The sequence below is a fragment of the Robertkochia marina genome, from assembly GCF_004799345.1.
GTDB lineage: Bacteria > Bacteroidota > Bacteroidia > Flavobacteriales > Flavobacteriaceae > Robertkochia > Robertkochia marina.
Window position 1 is genome coordinate 240131 of record NZ_SSMC01000001.1, and the last position, 18121, is coordinate 258251.

The window sequence follows — 18121 nt, forward strand, 5'->3', positions numbered from 1 at the left end:
CTACCTTTATAAGATTATTTCAAAGGTATTTCAAAATCCAGTCGCCTTGGGTAGTAGCATTTAGCGGTATCGCAGGCCTGGTATTCCAGCGTTCCGGAAAGGATCTGATTTTCGGGGAGGCCTCCTTTTATTTCAACCAACAACTTAACAGAAACGATTCCGCTATACACGCGCATTACATCTTCACTGCCTTCTAATTGAAACGCTTTGGCAGGAGGAAAATCAATTTGTTGCAAACTCAAGGCTTCAGGAAGGTCTAAATACAAACGGGTCGCAACAAGGTAAGGGTCTTCAGGATCTGTGGCCTGAATATGATACCCCTCCATAACATCAAGATCGATCTCAATCATCAATCTGTCATTTTCCAGCGTTGTTTGGACAGACTGAACAGCGACCCATTGTTTTTGTTGAAACAATGCAGTTATTAATACAACCATGAACACTCTTACAAACATTACCGCATCGCTAAGCTGGCATCAAGCACTTCCCTGAGATCTACTAACTTGGCGTCAAAATTCCTGGAGTCAAGAAGCGATAAGAAAAGTATATTCCCATCAGGCCCTATCAAAACATTCGAAGCCAGCATCACTTCATCACGCGCCAGATCAGGGAGTACATCTTCCGGAGCAAAGGAGGCGGCTACCTTACCATCAAGATCAAGAAGAACAGGAAAAGAGAAATTAAAACGTTCCTGCAGCTTTTCGGTAACCAGGTCCCTGCATTCTTTGACATCAATAATAAGAACCTCTACGTTACGTCCTTTGTAGTTCCTGTAGAGTTCTTCAAGGAATGGTGCTTCAGCATTACAAAAGGGGCACCAGGTAGCGGCGAAATGAATCACCAGGTATTTACCACGATAATCCTCAAAACTCACCCTGTTACCGTTCAGATCTTCTAATTCAAATGAGGGCGCTATACCCAGGTGTTCTTCCTGTGCTATTACAGGGGAAGCCAACAACAATATGATCGGCAAGAACACCAAACAGATCGACTTCATTATTTATTGGTTTTCAGTTACTTATAAAGATACAAACTCCTGAATCAGCACACAAAGTATTCGTAAAACCAAGCCTGATCAACCAGGACAAATACACATGTATGTCATTGATTTTAGGTAACTTAACGCAATGATAATAATCCAGCCATATGAAAACTTTTCTATCTATTCTTTTTGCAGCCCTGATCATTGTTTCGTGCCAACAACCGGAAGCACCAAAAGAACCGGAGATCGTTACAGATGAAGACCTTCGTACTCTCATTAACCAAAAGAACAACACCCTTGAACAACTCTATGCCGATGGAGATATCGATTCTGCGGCCACCTATTTTGCAGATAATGTTATTCAAATGCCTCCGAACGCCCCGGCTATGAAAGGTATTCAAGCTTATAAAGAGGAGTGGAAAAAAAGTATTTCCATGGGTAAATGGCTTTTTAACCTCGAAGCACAGGAAGTAAGACGAAGCGGTCCGATGGCCGTAGAACTGGGAACCTACACCCTGAAATTTGAACCCAATGAAAATGCCCCCATGCCCGGTTTCGACGATCATGGGCATTACGTGGTATTATGGGAAAAACAAAATGATGAATGGAAGATCGTATGGGATGCACCCGTGAGTGAGGTGCCCTTACCCATGTCAATGCCTCAAGAAGAATAAATTGCCTATATTCGTTATAGTAAAACCCTTAATCTTATGAAAACTTATTTATCCCTTCTTATGGCGCTCCTGTTTCTCAGTACGAGTTGCAGAACGATCATTGTACCGGCTAATAATGCCAAAGCACCTCCCGGACAGGTCAAAAAAGTAACGGGAGCAAAATCAGCCAAGGCCTATGCCCCCGGGCAACAAAAGAAGAACAACAGAAACAATTAATTAAAAAACCGGATCAAATTCCGGTTTTTTTATGTCCACTCCACAGATATTTCAACCACAGGCTCCTCATTATTAACACATTATTGTTATTTTTAGCTAAGACCAGCAATAGAGCCATGATTATAACAAGCAAAATCATCACCGAATTTCTGCAGATCAGACAGGCCACCGATGAGATCTGCGCCCCCCTGAAAATTGAAGACTATGTAGTACAACCCGTGGTTGACGTTTCTCCTCCTAAATGGCATTTAGGTCATACCACATGGTTCTTTGAAGAGTTTATCCTGGTAAAGTTCAAGCCGGGCTACGAACCCTATGACAACCGTTATAAGTATATCTTCAACAGCTATTACGAAACAGCCGGAGATCATATTCTGCGCACCAAGAGAGGTAATCTAACCCGCCCTACGGTTGAAGAAGTATATGCCTACAGGGATTTTGTAACCCAACAACTGGCCGAATTCCTGGAAGACCAACTCACCGAGGAGATTCACCGGATGGTTACCCTGGGCATGCATCATGAGCAACAGCACCAGGAACTGCTAATATCTGATATCAAATACATACTCGGACACAATCCGTTATTGCCCAGGTATTCCCAAACTTTTGAGGAGCATCAAGCTGAAAAACAGAAGGAGAAATGGTATCGTATTGATAAGGGTGTGTACGAAATAGGTCATAAAGGCGATACATTTTGTTTTGACAATGAAAAAGGGGCTCACAAGGTATATCTCCACCCTTACCGAATAAGCAACAAGCTGGTGACCAATGCAGAATACCTGGAGTTTATGAATTCAGGAGGCTATGACACAGTTACCCTTTGGCATTCTGACGGTTGGGAATGGAAAAAAAGCAACAAAATAAAAGCTCCGCTGTACTGGTACTGGCATAAGAACCGATGGAAACATTACACCCTAAAAGGATTTAAGGAAATTGACCCGGAAACTCCGGTAACCCATATTTCTTATTACGAAGCCTTTGCCTTTGCACAATGGAAAGGAAAACGCCTTCCCACTGAATTTGAATGGGAGATTGCCCAGGAATATTTTGACTGGGGCAAACGCTGGGAATGGACTGAAAGCGCCTATTTGCCTTATCCAAACTTTGAAAAAGCTGAAGGCCCCCTGGGCGAGTACAACGGAAAATTCATGGTCAACCAAAAGGTACTCAGAGGAGCCTCTGTAGCCACCTCAAAAGCACATAGCCGAAACACGTACAGAAACTTTTTTCAACCGCATTTAAGATGGCAATATACCGGCATCAGACTTGTTGAATAATGCAACTCCATGAGCACACAAGAATCACCCATTGAGCTGGTAACTGCCTTTGAAAAGGACGTATATGAAGGGTTGACAACTTTTCCGAAATTCTTGTATTCCAAATACATTTATGACAAGACCGGAGACGAACTCTTCCAAAAGATCATGGAGTTACCGGAATACTACCTTACCCGTGCAGAATTCAGTATCCTGAAAAACAATACTGCTGAGATCGCCGATATCTTTGAGCATCCACTGGGTTTTGACCTTATCGAGCTTGGGGCAGGTGACGGTAAAAAAACAAGGATCATTCTGAGAGAGCTTCTTGAACGCTCAGCAGCCTTTAGCTACATTCCCATTGATATCAGCCAGAATTCCCTTGATGAATTGGTTAAAAACCTTAAAAATGAGTTCAGTGACCTGAAGGTTCTCCCGCAACAAGGCATGTATTTTGAAGTATTAGAGAAATTGTCTTCTTATAACCGAAGGAAGAAGGTGATCATGGTACTTGGCTCCAACATCGGGAATCTTTTACACCCAAAAGCCATTTCCTTCTTAAAAAATATTGAACAAAGTATGTCGGCCTCTGACATGCTCTTTATGGGGTTTGACCAGAAGAAAGACCCACAAACCATTCTTAATGCATACAACGACTCCCAGGGTGTTACGGCCGATTTCAATAAGAATCTGTTATACCGAATAAACAGGGAATTGGATGGCAACTTCCAACCTGAGAAATTCACCCATTGGGAATCCTATGACCCTGAAACAGGTACCGCTAAAAGCTTCCTGGTAGCTACCGAAGCTATGAAAGTTGTTCTTAAAAAGATAAGGCTTACAGTTGAGTTTGAACAATGGGAGACCATACACACTGAGATCTCTCAAAAATACGATGATAACACCGTTGCCTGGCTTGCAGAACAGGCAGCCCTAAGGATAGAGAAAATATTTGCTCTCGATAATAAGGGCTATAAAAATTATGTCTTCAAAAAGCGGGCATAAGTAACCAAGGTCATCATGGAACAGAATACACTTCTTAACAGTCATCAAGGCAAGCTGCATCACCTCGCACAATTTGTCGCTGCCTTCGGAGCGAGCTATTTGGTGCCGCAAGAAGATCATAGCGAGCAAAGCATGTCATGGAATATTGCCGAAAGTGCCCTGCAATCTCAAAAGGTAGACAACACCCGTATCAGCCTGGAATATCCTCAACTTATGTTATACATTATTCACGATAATGAGCGCCATGCTTTTGACCCGCTCGGTGCTGCAAGGGGCGATATTGAAAGCTGGGTCAGGGAAACACTTTCTTCTATCGGGATGGACCCCGGTAAATATTCACTTGACCTCGGGTTTACCATCAGTACTCCCGAAGACAGCTTTATCAGCCTTGACACTGATGATGAAAAGATCTTGCTGCAATTAACCGAAGAACGCAACATAGCACAAAAAGCCCTGGAAGCAATTAAAACCAACTCAGAGATGGCCTCATCTGAGATCGCTGTCTGGCCGCATCATTTTGATACCGGCATGCTGCTTTATAAAAACGAGAAAAAAGACCAGGGATACAGCTTAGGCTATGCCCCTGCCGACGAGGTATCTGATGTACCCTACTTTTATGCCTCTCACTGGCCCGAAGACCTGCTGACCAACAAAGAAATGCCGGCCCTGAAGCATGGGTTCTGGCATAGGGAATCATGGAAGGGAGCAAAAATCCCTGTAGACCGGGCCCTGGATCTGCAGGTGATCACCCGTTTCTACAGGGAATATATCTCTGTAATGAACAATATAACCTGAATTAAACGCTCAGTACTGCATTTTCTGCACCGGCGTAATCGTTCCAACGATAATCGTCAGCCTCTTGCTCATTTACGTAAGCTCCGTCGATGATATAACGAAACTCATATGATTGCTCTACAGGAAGGTCAAGGGTTGTTTTAAAGTTTCCGTTCTTTAGTTTTTTTAAGGTAGCTCCTTTAGGGTTCCACTCATTAAAATCTCCGACTACTTCAACTTTCTTTGCCTCAGCAGCAGGAACGGTAAATGTAACTTTGCAAACCGGTTTTGATTTAAGATACTGTTTAGTGATTGCCATGGTATTGAATTTAATTGTTTGAGGGAACAAATTTAGCACTTCGAACGTCCCAAACAACTGCTTTACAAATAATTACCAATTTCTTAAAATTAGGAGACTTAAAATTCCATTTTGATAATATTATCCGTTTCGTTCGAGATATCACTAACGGACTCAGGTATGCTTTAACACATTAACAACAGCATCTACATCCTTCAGGGAATTGTAGAAATGAAAACCTATACGTAAGCGTCCTCCCCTGATGGCAAAATCCACCCGACGTTCACTTAAGACCGAAAGCTGTTTATCAGTAACCTTTATAGCATAAAAGGTGCCATGAGCAGACCTGCCGCATAGCTCCTCTTCAAGAAATCCAAGACCTAAAAGATGCTCCCGGGCATAGTCACATACCTTTTTAATCTTCTCTTCGATCAGGGGCATTCCTGTTTGTTCTAAAAGCCCGATAGCATGATGTAAACTCCCCATGCTCATACTATCAAGATGGCCGGGTTCCAGATGATTTTGCAAATGAGTATTGTGCTTCAGCCAAGGCTCCATACGAGGCTCCCATTTAACAGTACTGCTGTAAAAAACAGACTGCACCTCCTTTTTTACCAGAAAAAAACCATTTCCGGTTCCTGCCAGTAACCATTTATATCCACTTACCCCCAACACATCTATTCCTGAATCGAAAAACTGAAAGGTTTCAGTACCCAGGTATTGGGTGGCATCGGCCATGAAAAGTGTATTCGGGTACCTGGCCTTTAATCTTTTTATAAGATCAAGATTTATTTTTACCCCATTGAGATACTGAACAATACTGAAGGCAAAAATATCGGGAGCATGCCTTGAAAAATATTCTTCTATCTCATCCTCCATACTGAAGGACACATCGATCTTTTCCAGCTTTTCAAAATTTGCGGTGATCACCGGCCAGTTCAAGGAAGGATAATCACCATTAAGCAGCAACACATGCTTATCCTTTGGCAATCCACCGATCAATACCTTCCATCCAAACGAAAAATTTGGCACCAAAAAGACCTCGTCTGTCGCAGACGAGGTAAAAGTTGCCACCGAAGACCTTAAAGATGCTATCACCTCAAAAAACCTTTCCTTAAACCGGCTGCCCCCAACTAAATGATCAAGATCATGCTCCTGCCTCCATTCCAGCAATGATTCGCTAAGCAGGCCATAGGCCGGCGTATTCAGGTAGGTATTTTGGGTGCTGTATGGAAACTGTGAAGAAATCTTATCCAATTGATACATAGAAGGATCATTTAAATTGAGTACTCCATTATTTTGAAACGCATTGCTTAACTTTGTGTATTCACCTTAAAGGTAATGATTATGTTCTCAAAAAAGCGCAACCTTAAAGAGATCGATCCGGAACATCACGAGATGCTTGAGAATGCTCAACGAAGGATTCGACAAAAGAAAAGATTGTATTATCACTTTGTGTTTTTCCTGCTGGGCAGTGTTGCCATGATCGTATTGAACAAAGTCCTTAAATACGGCGAACAATATGATTGGTTTGTATGGGCCATTGTAGCATGGTGTTTTCTGTTCATTATACATGTTATCAATGTATATATCACTTCACCCTTCCTGGGGAAAGACTGGGAAAGAGAGCAACGGGAAAAACTCGTCCGCCTTCAAAAAGACAAGATCGACCGTATTAAAAAGGAGGTAGAGAAAGCCCACCCCCTCCCTGAAAATCAAATTAAAAAAGACAATACATGATTACCATGATCGCGGCCGCGGCCGAGAACAATGCCCTGGGTAAAGATAATGACCTGGTATGGCACCTTCCTGACGATTTTAAAAGGTTTAAAGCCCTGACAACAGGTCACCATATCATCATGGGCAGAAAAACCTTTGAGAGTTTCCCGAAATTATTACCGAACCGTACCCACGTGATCGTAACCCGTCAGGATGATTACCACCCGGAAGGGACCCTGGTGGCAGATTCGCTGAAAAAGGCCATTGCACTTTCCGGCCAGGATGAGCAGCCTTTTATTATTGGTGGAGGAGAGATCTATAAACTTGGGATGGAAGTAGCCGACCGCATAGAGCTTACGCGTGTGCACGGAACCTTTGAGGCCGACACCTTTTTTCCTGAGATCCCTGAAGAAGACTGGAAATTGACTGCAGAAGAATTTCACCCGGCCGATGACAGACACGAATACGCCTTCACCTACCTCACTTACGAACGCAAATAAATTTCACCAATGTTGCCTTCAAGGGATATTATTGAAGCCTTAATCCCTGTTACCAATGACCCCCAACCGGGAATAACCCCGCTGCACGGAGGAGATATCAATTCGGTATATCTTGTAACATCTCCAAGTATACAGACCGTTTTGAAAACCAATCACAAAGTGTACCCCGGCATGTTTCCTGCCGAGGCCAGGGGTTTGGAAGCCCTTAGAATTGCAAACGCCTTCAGGATTCCGGAGGTTTTACAGGTTTCTGAGGAATATCTGCTACTGGAATATATTCCTGAAGGTCAAAAGCAACTTGTGAGCGCTGAAACTTATGGCCGAAGCCTCGCCGGGCTTCATCTCAACCAGCAGAAAACCTTTGGCTTTACTACGAATAACTATATAGGGAGCCTGCCTCAAAGCAACGGCAATCATGATCATGGAGCTGACTTTTACCGGGAAGAAAGACTGCTGCCACAATTTGAAGCAGCCCTCAACAAGGGATATCGGTTTAAAAACCTGGAAGTTTTTTTAAAGCAGTTGGAAAACCTGATTCCGGAAGAAAAGCCCTCCTTAATTCACGGCGATCTATGGGGCGGCAATTATATGGTAAGCCACAAAGGCGAACCATGCCTTATAGATCCGGCAACCTGCTTTGCGCATCGGGAGATGGATCACGCCATGATGGCACTTTTCGGTGGGTTTCCTTCCAATTACATTGCTGCTTATAATGAAGTCTACCCCCTGACTGCCGGCTGGGAATCAAGAATACCCCTGTGGCAGTTGTATTATATGCTGGTACATCTCAACATATTCGGATCGGGATACTATTCCAGATGTGTACAGATCATGAAGAAGTATCTCTGATAGGCATGCCATTTTGCGGATTGGAATTTCTTATCAACAGGCTAAGGACTAAGGAGTTAAGAAGCAAAGGAGCAAAGAAGCGAAGGGGTTAAGGGGCTAGGCCAAAGAAGCTAAGAGGTAAAGAAGCTAAGGAGCGAAGAGATTAATGAAGGTACCGGGAAAAAGACGTACGACTTAGAAATCGAGTTCGATGATCTCAAAAGGATCGTTCACATCGTTTAAAAAGGATCTGAGTAATTCCTTATCTGCATTGGTATAAAACTTCAGAGAAACCTGGTTATCATTTGCAGGAGCAAGGGCATTCTGAGCTTCAAGCACCCTTTTGGTTTGGCGCGCAACGGCCTGCCCGCTGTCAATGATCTTCACATCTTCCGGCAGTATACTTTTCATTCTGTCAATCAGGTAAGGATAGTGGGTACAACCAAGCACGAGATGATCAATTCCTTTTTCGATCATCGGGTCCAGGTATTGATGAAGTAAAATGGTCATTTCTTCCGAATGGATCTTCCCTGCTTCTATCAAGGGTACCAACCCATCACCAAACTGCTCTATAACACGTATACCTGCAGCAAAATTACCTGAAGTCCTGGCAAAAAGTTCACTACTCAGGGTTCCCCTGGTAGCCAGCACACCAATAACCCCTGAACTGGTATTTAAAGCCGCGGGTTTAATGGCCGGTTCTATACCGATAAACGGAAGGGAGTAGTTATCGCGAAGGTACGCTATAGCGTTGGTAGTGGCCGTATTGCAGGCTACCACAATTAGCTTGCAGTCTTTTTCAAGTAAGAGCTCGGTATTCTTGATACAAAGCTTTAATATTTCGTGGGGTGAACGTTCTCCATAAGGAGCATTGGCACTGTCGGCCAGATAGACCATTGATTCATCGGGCAAGGTCCTCCTCAACTCTTTCCAGATGGAAGTACCTCCCACACCGGAGTCAAATATCCCTATAGGTTGCAGGTTCATGATAGTTAAAAATAAAAAAACTGCCCGCAACTTTGCGGGCAGTTCTTAAAATATTTTGGATTTTCCTGAATTAGAACCCAAGAGACGACTTTACGTCTGCGGTAATATCTGTTCCGTTTGCAAGGATGATCCCTGAACCTGCAGAGGCATCCATTACATAGTCAAAACCTTTTTCTTTACCTACTTTCTGAATGGCATCATTTACCTTTTTCAGGATAGGCTCAAGGAGCTCCATCTTTTTCTTCTCGATCTCCTGGGCAGCTACCTGCTGAGCCTGCTGAATATTAGCCTGCATTCCCTGAATTTCCTGAGCTCTTTTTGCGTTCTCCTCATCAGTCTTAGCCGCAGCTTCGTTCTCATAAAGCTTAGCTTTATTTTGTAATTCCTGGAAAGTAGATCTTATATCAGACTCGTAGCTTTTTCCCAATTTTTGGATCTCTGCCTCAGCAGCTTTCATTTCGGGCATTTCAGCCATTAGTTGGTCAACAAAGATATGTGCCACTTTGGTCTGAGCATTTGCAAAACTCATAGATCCTACTGCAATAACAACTGCAATTACTAACGTCTTTAAGTGTTTCATGGTTTAAAAAATTTCAAAAATAGATTTAGTGTTACTTTATTTATTGATTTTCTTCAGTGCCGGTTTCGGCACTTTCTTCAGAGTTTTCTTCTCCGTTCTCTTTTTTCTTTTTTTCTTCTGCTGCCTTTCTTTTTGCCTCCCGCTCTTCAAGCATTTTACGGCGTCGTTCTTCGTAGGCTTTTTTACGTTCTTCGATCTCCTTTAGCTTGGCCTCGCGTTTAGATTCAATAATGGAGTCTCTTTCAGACTTCTTATCATCATAAGCATCCTGCCTGGCCTTAAGTTCAGGGTCTATCTCCTGGAAGGCATCCAGGGCAGAGGGCTTTCCTTCGCGCTGGTCTTTTTTACGAGTGATATCGATCGTTCTAAGGATCTGTTCACTGATATCGTAGCGCTTATCGGCAAACAACATGACCACATCTGCTGAGCGATCAAAAATAAAATCGTACTTCCTGCCGGCTGCAAGTTCCTGTACTGCATTAAATACCTGATCCTGTATGGGCTGTACCAACTGGCTTCTTTGTCTTACAAGGTCTCCTTGCGGACCAAAACGATCCTGCTGATAATCCAACACCTCAGACTCAAGAGCCTGTATTTCAACTTCCCGTTCTTCAATAAGCTCGTTGGTCAACAGAATACGCTCATTATCCAGGTCTTCCTTCATTTGAGCAATGGCCAATTGCTGTTGCTCGATCTCCTGTTTCCATTTTGCTACCTTCTTTTCAAGAAGTTCATTTGCCATCTGGTATTCGCTGACATTTTCAAGGATATAATCCATGTCAACATAACCAATGCGCACCCCTCTTTGAGCCGAAACCACCTGAAGGGTTACAGCGGTTAACAATAAAAAAAGAACTTTAGTATTCATGGTTCTTCCTGTTTTGGTTTCCCGGTAATCTGCGCTTAAAATAAGCATTAATTACCACATCGAAGCAGCCCAAATATATTAACAGCGATTTACATTAAGAAAATATCGTGCCAAAAATTAGAATTGCTGCCCAATGATAAAGTGTGTCTGCCATCCGCTGATCTCCGTTGCTCCCGGAACACGGTCAAATCCGTATCCGAAATCGATTCCCAGAAGTCCGAAAGCAGGCATAAAAATTCTCACACCTAAACCGGCCGAACGCTTCAATTCAAAAGGATTGTATTCTTCATACCCATCAAAACCTGCTCCTCCTTCGGCAAAACTCAACGCATAGATCGAGGCTGAAGGCTTAAGCGTGATAGGGTAACGCAGCTCAAGAGAGAACTTGTTGTAAATGGTAGACCCAACGTTACTTGATAACTGCTGGTTAGGATAACCTCTCAGCTGGATATTCTCCCGTCCATCAAGGGTAAAGTTACCAAGACCATCTCCACCAAGGAAGAATCTTTCGAACGGGATCACCCCCCTGTCCTGGTTATAGGCGCCAAGGAAACCAAACTCAAATCCGGACTTCAACACCAGGTCATCAACGATATTGGTATACCAGGCTCCGGTAAATTTGACCTTATAGAACTCCAGCCATCTTAACTTTTCCTGGGAGATCTTTCCTTCATCAGGAACAACCTCTCCTTGTGGATTCAGGGTTTGGAACTCAGGATCGTCTCCCAGGTTGGCATAGTCAACATTATTGAACAATGAATATGGAGGTGTAAATTTCAAGCTCAGGTTAAACAACGACCCTCTCATAGGGAATATAGGGTTTACCGAGGTATTATTCCTGGTAAGTGCCACTGTATATGCCAGGTTGTTCGATGTTCCGTTTCCGTCAGGGAATGGGAAGATCGACTGGAATCCGAAGTAATTCTGCAATTCATACGACTGATAACTCAGGGCGTGAGAAAGCTGAAAACTATCATCAGGCCATCTAAGTCTTTTAGCAAGTCCCAGGGTAATACCATTGATCACAAAACGTTGATCTCTGTCAACATCCCTTGTCAAAGGATTAAACTGGAACTGTAGTGTTCTTGAAAGAGAAACCGAAAATTGTACCGGCTTTTTTCCTCCCATCCATGGTTCAGAGAACGAAAAGCTATAGGTCTGGAAGAAGCGGCTTGCCTGCAAACGAAGGGAAAGGCGTTGACCATCTCCCATAGGTATAGGCTTATACGCTTCCTTATTGAACAGGTCCTTGATGGCAAAATTACTGAAGGAAAGTCCAAGGGTTCCGATGAAACCTCCTCCACCGTATCCACCCTGAAGCTCAATCTGGGATGAGCCCTTCTCCTGCACCCCGTACTGAAGATCTACGGTACCATTCTGAGGATTCGGGTTCAACACCTGGATATCGATGGTCTCAGGATCAAAGAATCCCATTTGTCCGATCTCCCTGATGGTTCTTACCACCCTGTCTTTTGAATACAACTGTCCCGGACGCGTTCTAAGCTCTCTGTAAATAACGTGATCATTGGTTTTATCGTTTCCAACTACTTCAACACGGTTCAGGTAGGCTTGTTTACCTTCGTTTACACGAATCTCGAAATCGATCGTATCATTTACGGCTGCAACCTCAACGGTATTGATGCTCGAAAACAGGTACCCGGTATTTTGATACAGGTTTTCTATCGTATTGGCATCCGGATTCGGATCGCTGATCTGTTCGGCCAGCAGTACGCCGTTATACACATCACCTTCATCTATACCCAGAAGGTTTTGAAGGTATTCATCGGTATAGGCTGCATTACCTACAAAATCAATCTTACCAAAATAGTATCGGTTTCCTTCTTCTACTTCAAGATCTATAGAAATACTGTTATCATCATTATATATAATGGAGTCGCTAAGCACCCTTGCATCTCTATACCCGCTCTCCTTATATTTATTTACGATAGACTTGAGGTCTTCCTGGTAATCTTCAGGAATGAACTTAGACTTTTTCCAAAAACGTCCGAACACTTTTTGCTTGGTGTTCTTCATAGCCTTTCTGATTCGGCCATCGCTCAACTTCTCATTTCCTTCAATATTGATATCGCGAATCTTTACCTTTTCACCCTTATCAACATTGATCACCATTTTAACCCCGTTAGCCTGGGTGGTATCGGGAATGGTATTGATATAGACTTTCGTATTGAGGTACCCTTCCTTTTTATATTTATTAACCAGGTAGTTTCGGGTATTGGCCAGAAATCCTTCGGTGACCTTTTCTCCTTTTTTAACATCGGCTTCTTCAAGAACCCCTTCGGCCTTACGCTCTTTCACACCCACGATCTTGGCATCGGTCAGAGTAGGAAGTTCTACGATCTCCAATTCCAGGAAGATCTTATCTCCTTCAACACCGGTCTGGTAAAAATTAATGTCACTGAAGAGTCTCAGATCCCAAAGGCGGTTAATTACTTCACTGAGCTGTTCACCGGGAATAGTGATCTCCTGCCCTACTCTCAGGCCGGTAAAGGTAATTACGGTTTGTTCATTAAAACTTTTAAGTCCGGTTACTTCCAATCCGCCAAGGGTATAGGTTTTCCCCTTATCAAAATCGACATCCTGGGCCTGGGCTGCCTCGGTCATAGTCATAAACAGGATCACAAAAAATACACCCAAATATCGTTTAAGCATGATATTCTTAGTTAAGTTGTTCGCTAGTCTTTCCAAATCTGCGTTCTCGGTTTTGATAATTTAAAATTGCTTCGAACAAGTGTTCTTCGGTAAAATCGGGCCATAAGGTACTGGTGAAGTACAGTTCGGCATAGGCGATCTGCCATAAAAGAAAATTACTTATCCGGCACTCTCCACTGGTACGGATAAGCAAGTCTACATCGGGCAGGTTATGCGTATAAAGATGATTATTAATGAGCTTTTCATCAATATCATCAGTTGAAATTATATTATTTTTAACTTTATCTGCGATCTCTCTGAAGGCGGTCTTCAACTCTTCTCTTGACCCATAGCTCAACGCCAGGGTAAGGGTCATCCCATCATTATCAGATGTTTTTTCAATGACTTCCAGAAGTTCTTTTCGGGCCTTGGCCGGAAGGGCATCAAGGGTGCCGATCGCATTGAGTTTGATCTTGTTTTCCTGAAGGGTAGAAAGTTCTTTTCTCAGAGACGAAACCAGCAGTTTCATCAATGTTTCCACTTCGATCTTCGGGCGGTTCCAGTTTTCTGTGGAGAAAGCGTAAAGCGTGAGATTTTCAATACCAAGGCGGGCACAAGCCTCTACGGTCTTACGCACGGACTTTGTGCCATTTTCATGACCAAAAACACGGAGTTTTCCTTGCTGTTTTGCCCATCTGCCATTGCCATCCATGATAATGGCAATATGTTTAGGCAGATTACCTTTTTTGATAAGCTGTTCATTCATCACACGTCAATCAAAACATACGTAACATGGCTTTCGTATAAAGGTATAGGTTAGGGTTATACCTGTAAATACGTACCAATCGTCACTGTATACATTTCCAAATCTCTGCGCATCACTAATCTGTGCGGTCGGGTTGCTGCCATCCAGGTTATCGGTTATGGCATACCTGGCCCCTACTTCTGCTCCCAACACCCAATGCTGGCCGATCTTACCCTTGGCGCCTACGGCCATTGGAATGGCAATGGCATTTTTATTGCCATCAGCCTGAGCCACATTTGATGCGGAATCGTAGTACAGGTTGTCATGCATAAGAACCGAGACACCTCCGTAGAGATAAGGGGTAAAAGGCTTGCTGAAATCGTGAAGATCGAATTCTGTAAAATTAAATTCCATCCCCGCTGAAACCTCCAGCATCTTGTTACTGAAACTAAGTCCTCTTGCCTTACGCGCATTGCTGGAAGATTGAGCGTCATCGCCCACCAGCTCAGAATAGATCAAACTGACCCTGTAAGAATAACGCGAACTCAGGTTCCATTTCCCCAAACCTCCAATTGCCAACTGATTCGGATTGATATAGGCTTCAGACCCAACATCTCCGATGTAGTTCGACCCTCCTAAAAACGCTCCAACTTCATAAGTTTGAGCATTAGCTAAGCCGATAGAACACAGCAGTATGGCAAAAAGATAGGTTCTCATATAGTTCAAGGTTTGCAAATATATACATTATGACATACCAAAGGTAATATCATATGAATGAATGTGCTTTTAAAACAAAAAATTACGGATTTTATTGTTATTACCCCGGGCGGGCTCAATTTCGCTTGTCCTCACCCCAAAGCAATTTTTGTCGAAGCGTATTTAAAAAACTCTCTTCCTTAAGATAGACCATCCCGATCGTAAAAGGTGCTTTTTCAATAAAGATCTCCGTTTCGTTATGCAGGGTAGCGATGCGGGAATCAAGGGATACCAAGAAATATTCTTCCCTACCGGACACCTTCAGGCGAATCTTGGTTTTATCGGGAATAACCAAGGGACGGGCATTGAGATTATGCGGTGCTATAGGCGTTAACACAAAGGCATTGGTAGCAGGAGTTATCACAGGGCCGTTGCAACTCAGAGAGTATCCGGTAGAACCCGTTGGCGTAGCAATGATAAGTCCATCTGCCCAATAGGCGGTCAGGTATTCATCATCAAGCCAGGTATTAACCGTGATCATGGAAGTGGTATTTTTTCGACTTACCGCCACCTCGTTCAACGCAAAATTCACTTCGGTCTGAGCCTCTACTCCCGGGTTGGTGGTCACCTGTAAAAGCGAACGTCTTCGCACCTCGTAATCGCCTTTGAGCACAGCCAGAACCGCCTGCTTCATAGCACCTTTCTGAACGGTGGCCAAAAAACCAAGTCTCCCGGTATTCACACCCATTATTGGAATATCAAGATCACGAACCAGCAAGACAGACCTTAACATGGTACCGTCTCCGCCGACACTGATCAAAAGCTCATAACTTTCATCAAGGTCAAAAAATGAAGAAAATACAGGGTAAGAACGCTTTAAGACCCCATGACTTTCCAGGTCCTTATAATATTTACTTTCAATAAATACCTCCGTAGGATGTTCGTGCAGCAGGTCAAGAAGATCACTCACATAAGCAGCAGCGTCTTCCTGATAATACTGACCGTAGATTCCGATTTTCAATAGTGTGATTTTTATTGGGTAGGGGGGATCAGAGGAGCACCTCCTCCCTTCAGTTTGATCCTAAATATTCAAATATTTATCCAGGTATTTCGACCTTTTTTTCAGCTCTTCCACATAAGCATCATCTTCATTTCCGGCAATCACATTATAACTATACCGGCGAAAGGTCTGAATGATCTCATTAAGACCCGATGAACTGACCTTAACGGTTACCTGGGCCACATCTTCATGAATATCCGATATAAATGCCCCCAGCAGCCTGCCATTGTTACTTTCCACGATCTGAGATATCTCACTGAAAGAATAGTCATTTTTACCTTTCTCTACGATCACCACGCCACCCTGCTCACTGAGAAACGGGGTTTCCTTGAATAACCCTATAAGATCAAGCAGCTCATAATATCCCTGATATTCTCCAGCAGCATCCAGGACCGGCATGATATTCGAATTGCTCCTGGCAAAAGCCTCCAGAACATCGAGCCATACCGTTCTTTTACGCACATAAAAATGATCGAGGAGATAGAGATAATCGCTGATCTTTTTTTCTCCATCAAATCCTGCTACATCTTCTTCAGAAAGCAACCCGAGAAGCCTGTCGTCTTCAACCACCGGTATATGGGTACAGGTTGACTGAGCAAACATCCCGGATGCCATCGCCACTGTATAATCAGGCAACAGAGGCATATAGTCATTCATTATGTGGGTGTGTAAATTCATCTCCGCTGTTTCTTTAGCAAATTAATCATTTTATATAATAAAAAAGCAGACAAAGCTTTGTATTTTTGTCCCGCTTTTGCGCAATTCCATACAATTATGACAAAATTAAGCGTCAATATAAACAAGATCGCCACGCTCCGAAATTCCCGCGGAGGAGACATCCCAAATGTAGTGCAGGCAGCAAAAGACATTCAGAATTTCGGTGCTGAAGGCATTACCATACACCCAAGACCTGATGAACGACACATTCGTTACCAGGATGCCAGAGACCTGAAATCTGTAGTGCACACAGAATACAACATCGAAGGGAATCCGATCAAAAAATTCATGGACCTGGTCCTGGAGGTAGAACCTACACAGGTAACCCTGGTTCCTGATGCAGAAGACGCCATCACCTCTAATGCAGGCTGGAACACGATCAAACACAAGGAATTTCTAAGTGAGGTGATCACCGAATTCAAAAATCACGGTATACGCACTTCTATTTTTGTGGATCCGGATCCCGTAATGATTGAAGGAGCGGTGGCTACCGGAACCGACAGGATTGAACTCTACACAGAATCATATGCTGTTCACTTTGCAAAAGGCAACCTGAACGGGGTCAGACCATATGCAGAAGCAGCCCGACTGGCCACAAAACTAGGACTCGGGGTCAATGCTGGGCACGATCTCAACCTTGAAAACCTGCGTTACTTTAAAGAACAATTACCTACCCTGCTGGAAGTGTCTATCGGACACGCTTTGATCTCAGAATCATTATACCTGGGACTTGAGAACGTAGTTCAAATGTATTTGGAAAGACTGAAGTAAAAAATGACCGAACAACTATACAGCAAAATACTGGGAAACGACGGAGCCCCCCTCTTAATTCTCCATGGTTTTCTAGGCATGTCTGACAATTGGAAAACTCTTGGTGCTGCCTATGCAGAAAATGGGTTTGCAACACACCTGATCGACCAGAGAAATCACGGACGCAGTTTTCACAACCCTGCTTTTGATTACCAAATCCTAAGTGAAGACCTCTTAAGATATGCCGACGATCATCGGCTTGAAAAAATAAATATCATCGGACACTCCATGGGTGGCAAAACAGCCATGACCTTTGCCACGGCTTATCCGGAAAGGGTTTCTAAACTTCTGGTAGCCGACATCTCCCCAAAGAGATACCCCCCTCATCATCAACAGATCATCAAAGGGCTGCAGGCTGTAGATCTTGACCGGGTAACATCAAGAGGAGATGCAGATCAAATGTTGTCAAAATATATAGATCATCCCGGAATACGCCAGTTTTTACTGAAGAACCTGCATCGAAAAGGAGGAGATAATTTCGGCTTTCGCTTTAATCTCGAGGTTTTAGCCAACCGCATGGAAGAGATCGGCGCAGCGCTGTCTCCTGAAAATACCTACGCAGGAGATACACTATTTTTGAAAGGCGACAAGTCCGACTACATAAAACAAGATGACGAGCAGCTTATACGCCGTCATTTCCCCAAAGCAACGATCAAAGCCATACCCAATGCCGGGCATTGGCTTCATGCTGAAAATCCGAAAGCATTCCTGGCGGAAAGCCTGGATTTTCTTCAAAATTAAAAACAACTAAATCTAC

22 protein-coding genes are annotated in these 18121 nt (G+C 43.5%); 10 read left to right on the plus strand and 12 right to left on the minus strand.

All coding sequences use genetic code 11. From position 1 onward, the window contains the following. Nucleotides 1–14: 14 nt before the first annotated feature. Entirely contained in the window at nt 15–455 is a 441-nt protein-coding gene (locus tag E7Z59_RS00955; protein WP_136334421.1) for a protein-disulfide reductase DsbD domain-containing protein, read from the minus strand. After that, nucleotides 455–997 carry a peroxiredoxin family protein gene (locus E7Z59_RS00960; RefSeq protein WP_136334422.1) on the minus strand — a complete coding sequence of 181 codons (543 nt, stop codon included), beginning with the start codon at nt 995–997 and terminating at the stop codon, nt 455–457. Before E7Z59_RS00960 ends, E7Z59_RS00955 begins: the two co-directional genes overlap by 1 nt. A gap of 149 nt (nt 998–1146) precedes the next feature. Between E7Z59_RS00960 and E7Z59_RS00965 the strand changes: the two genes are divergently transcribed. From E7Z59_RS00965 to E7Z59_RS00985, 5 genes are all read left to right on the plus strand, one after another. Continuing rightward, entirely contained in the window at nt 1147–1656 is a 510-nt protein-coding gene (locus tag E7Z59_RS00965) for a YybH family protein (protein WP_136334423.1), read from the plus strand. A gap of 36 nt (nt 1657–1692) precedes the next feature. Beyond that, nucleotides 1693–1872 carry a hypothetical protein gene (locus tag E7Z59_RS00970; protein WP_136334424.1) on the plus strand — a complete coding sequence of 60 codons (180 nt, stop codon included), beginning with the start codon at nt 1693–1695 and terminating at the stop codon, nt 1870–1872. 116 nt (nt 1873–1988) lie between these two features. Then, nucleotides 1989–3149, plus strand: coding sequence for an ergothioneine biosynthesis protein EgtB (gene egtB / locus E7Z59_RS00975; RefSeq protein ID WP_136334425.1), 1161 nt, complete (start codon nt 1989–1991; stop codon nt 3147–3149). A 9-nt stretch (nt 3150–3158) separates the two neighbouring features. Beyond that, nucleotides 3159–4133, plus strand: coding sequence for an L-histidine N(alpha)-methyltransferase (locus E7Z59_RS00980; protein ID WP_136334426.1), 975 nt, complete (start codon nt 3159–3161; stop codon nt 4131–4133). A gap of 15 nt (nt 4134–4148) precedes the next feature. Further along, complete coding sequence (locus E7Z59_RS00985; protein WP_136334427.1) at nt 4149–4928, plus strand: hypothetical protein; 780 nt, start codon at nt 4149–4151, stop codon at nt 4926–4928. 1 nt (nt 4929) lies between these two features. Here E7Z59_RS00985 and E7Z59_RS00990 read toward each other — a convergent pair whose 3' ends face one another. Together E7Z59_RS00990 and E7Z59_RS00995 are read right to left on the minus strand one after the other, a co-directional pair. Continuing rightward, on the minus strand, nt 4930–5226 hold the full coding sequence (locus E7Z59_RS00990; RefSeq protein ID WP_136334428.1) for an isoamylase early set domain-containing protein: 297 nt from the start codon (nt 5224–5226) through the stop codon (nt 4930–4932). A 153-nt stretch (nt 5227–5379) separates the two neighbouring features. Beyond that, nucleotides 5380–6471 carry an aminotransferase class V-fold PLP-dependent enzyme gene (locus E7Z59_RS00995; RefSeq protein ID WP_136334429.1) on the minus strand — a complete coding sequence of 364 codons (1092 nt, stop codon included), beginning with the start codon at nt 6469–6471 and terminating at the stop codon, nt 5380–5382. Nucleotides 6472–6552: 81 nt separating this feature from the next. Here E7Z59_RS00995 and E7Z59_RS01000 point away from each other — a divergent pair, with 81 nt between their 5' ends. From E7Z59_RS01000 to E7Z59_RS01010, 3 genes are read left to right on the plus strand one after another with little or no spacing between them, the layout of a single operon-like run. Continuing rightward, nucleotides 6553–6945, plus strand: a complete 393-nt coding sequence (locus E7Z59_RS01000) for a 2TM domain-containing protein (protein ID WP_136334430.1) — start codon at nt 6553–6555, stop codon at nt 6943–6945. After that, nucleotides 6942–7424 carry a dihydrofolate reductase gene (locus tag E7Z59_RS01005; protein WP_136334431.1) on the plus strand — a complete coding sequence of 161 codons (483 nt, stop codon included), beginning with the start codon at nt 6942–6944 and terminating at the stop codon, nt 7422–7424. Before E7Z59_RS01000 ends, E7Z59_RS01005 begins: the two co-directional genes overlap by 4 nt. Nucleotides 7425–7433: 9 nt before the next feature. Next, complete coding sequence (locus tag E7Z59_RS01010) at nt 7434–8273, plus strand: fructosamine kinase family protein (RefSeq protein WP_136334432.1); 840 nt, start codon at nt 7434–7436, stop codon at nt 8271–8273. 174 nt (nt 8274–8447) lie between these two features. On the opposite strand, the gene murI is transcribed toward E7Z59_RS01010, so the two are convergent. The 8 genes from murI to E7Z59_RS01050 form a co-directional block, all read right to left on the minus strand. After that, nucleotides 8448–9239: a glutamate racemase gene (gene murI / locus E7Z59_RS01015; RefSeq protein ID WP_136334433.1), complete on the minus strand. Its 792-nt coding sequence runs from the start codon at nt 9237–9239 to the stop codon at nt 8448–8450. 70 nt (nt 9240–9309) lie between these two features. Next, on the minus strand, nt 9310–9819 hold the full coding sequence (locus E7Z59_RS01020) for an OmpH family outer membrane protein (protein WP_136334434.1): 510 nt from the start codon (nt 9817–9819) through the stop codon (nt 9310–9312). 40 nt (nt 9820–9859) lie between these two features. Beyond that, on the minus strand, nt 9860–10687 hold the full coding sequence (locus tag E7Z59_RS01025) for an OmpH family outer membrane protein (protein ID WP_136334435.1): 828 nt from the start codon (nt 10685–10687) through the stop codon (nt 9860–9862). 117 nt (nt 10688–10804) lie between these two features. Next, nucleotides 10805–13357 (minus strand): outer membrane protein assembly factor BamA, encoded by a 2553-nt coding sequence (gene bamA, locus E7Z59_RS01030; protein WP_199287176.1) that lies wholly within the window; start codon nt 13355–13357, stop codon nt 10805–10807. Nucleotides 13358–13364: 7 nt separating this feature from the next. After that, the gene (locus E7Z59_RS01035) at nt 13365–14102 is read right to left on the minus strand and encodes an isoprenyl transferase (protein WP_136334437.1); all 738 of its coding nucleotides are present in this window, start codon (nt 14100–14102) and stop codon (nt 13365–13367) included. A gap of 6 nt (nt 14103–14108) precedes the next feature. Further along, nucleotides 14109–14798, minus strand: coding sequence for a type IX secretion system protein PorG (porG, locus tag E7Z59_RS01040; RefSeq protein WP_136334438.1), 690 nt, complete (start codon nt 14796–14798; stop codon nt 14109–14111). 115 nt (nt 14799–14913) lie between these two features. Continuing rightward, nucleotides 14914–15798: an NAD kinase gene (locus E7Z59_RS01045; RefSeq protein ID WP_136334439.1), complete on the minus strand. Its 885-nt coding sequence runs from the start codon at nt 15796–15798 to the stop codon at nt 14914–14916. A gap of 60 nt (nt 15799–15858) precedes the next feature. After that, the gene (locus E7Z59_RS01050; RefSeq protein ID WP_136334440.1) at nt 15859–16515 is read right to left on the minus strand and encodes a CBS domain-containing protein; all 657 of its coding nucleotides are present in this window, start codon (nt 16513–16515) and stop codon (nt 15859–15861) included. Nucleotides 16516–16611: 96 nt separating this feature from the next. On the opposite strand from E7Z59_RS01050, the gene E7Z59_RS01055 reads away from it, so the two are divergent. Then, entirely contained in the window at nt 16612–17325 is a 714-nt protein-coding gene (locus E7Z59_RS01055; protein WP_136334441.1) for a pyridoxine 5'-phosphate synthase, read from the plus strand. A 3-nt stretch (nt 17326–17328) separates the two neighbouring features. Next, entirely contained in the window at nt 17329–18105 is a 777-nt protein-coding gene (locus E7Z59_RS01060; RefSeq protein WP_136334442.1) for an alpha/beta fold hydrolase, read from the plus strand. Nucleotides 18106–18121: the final 16 nt, after the last annotated feature.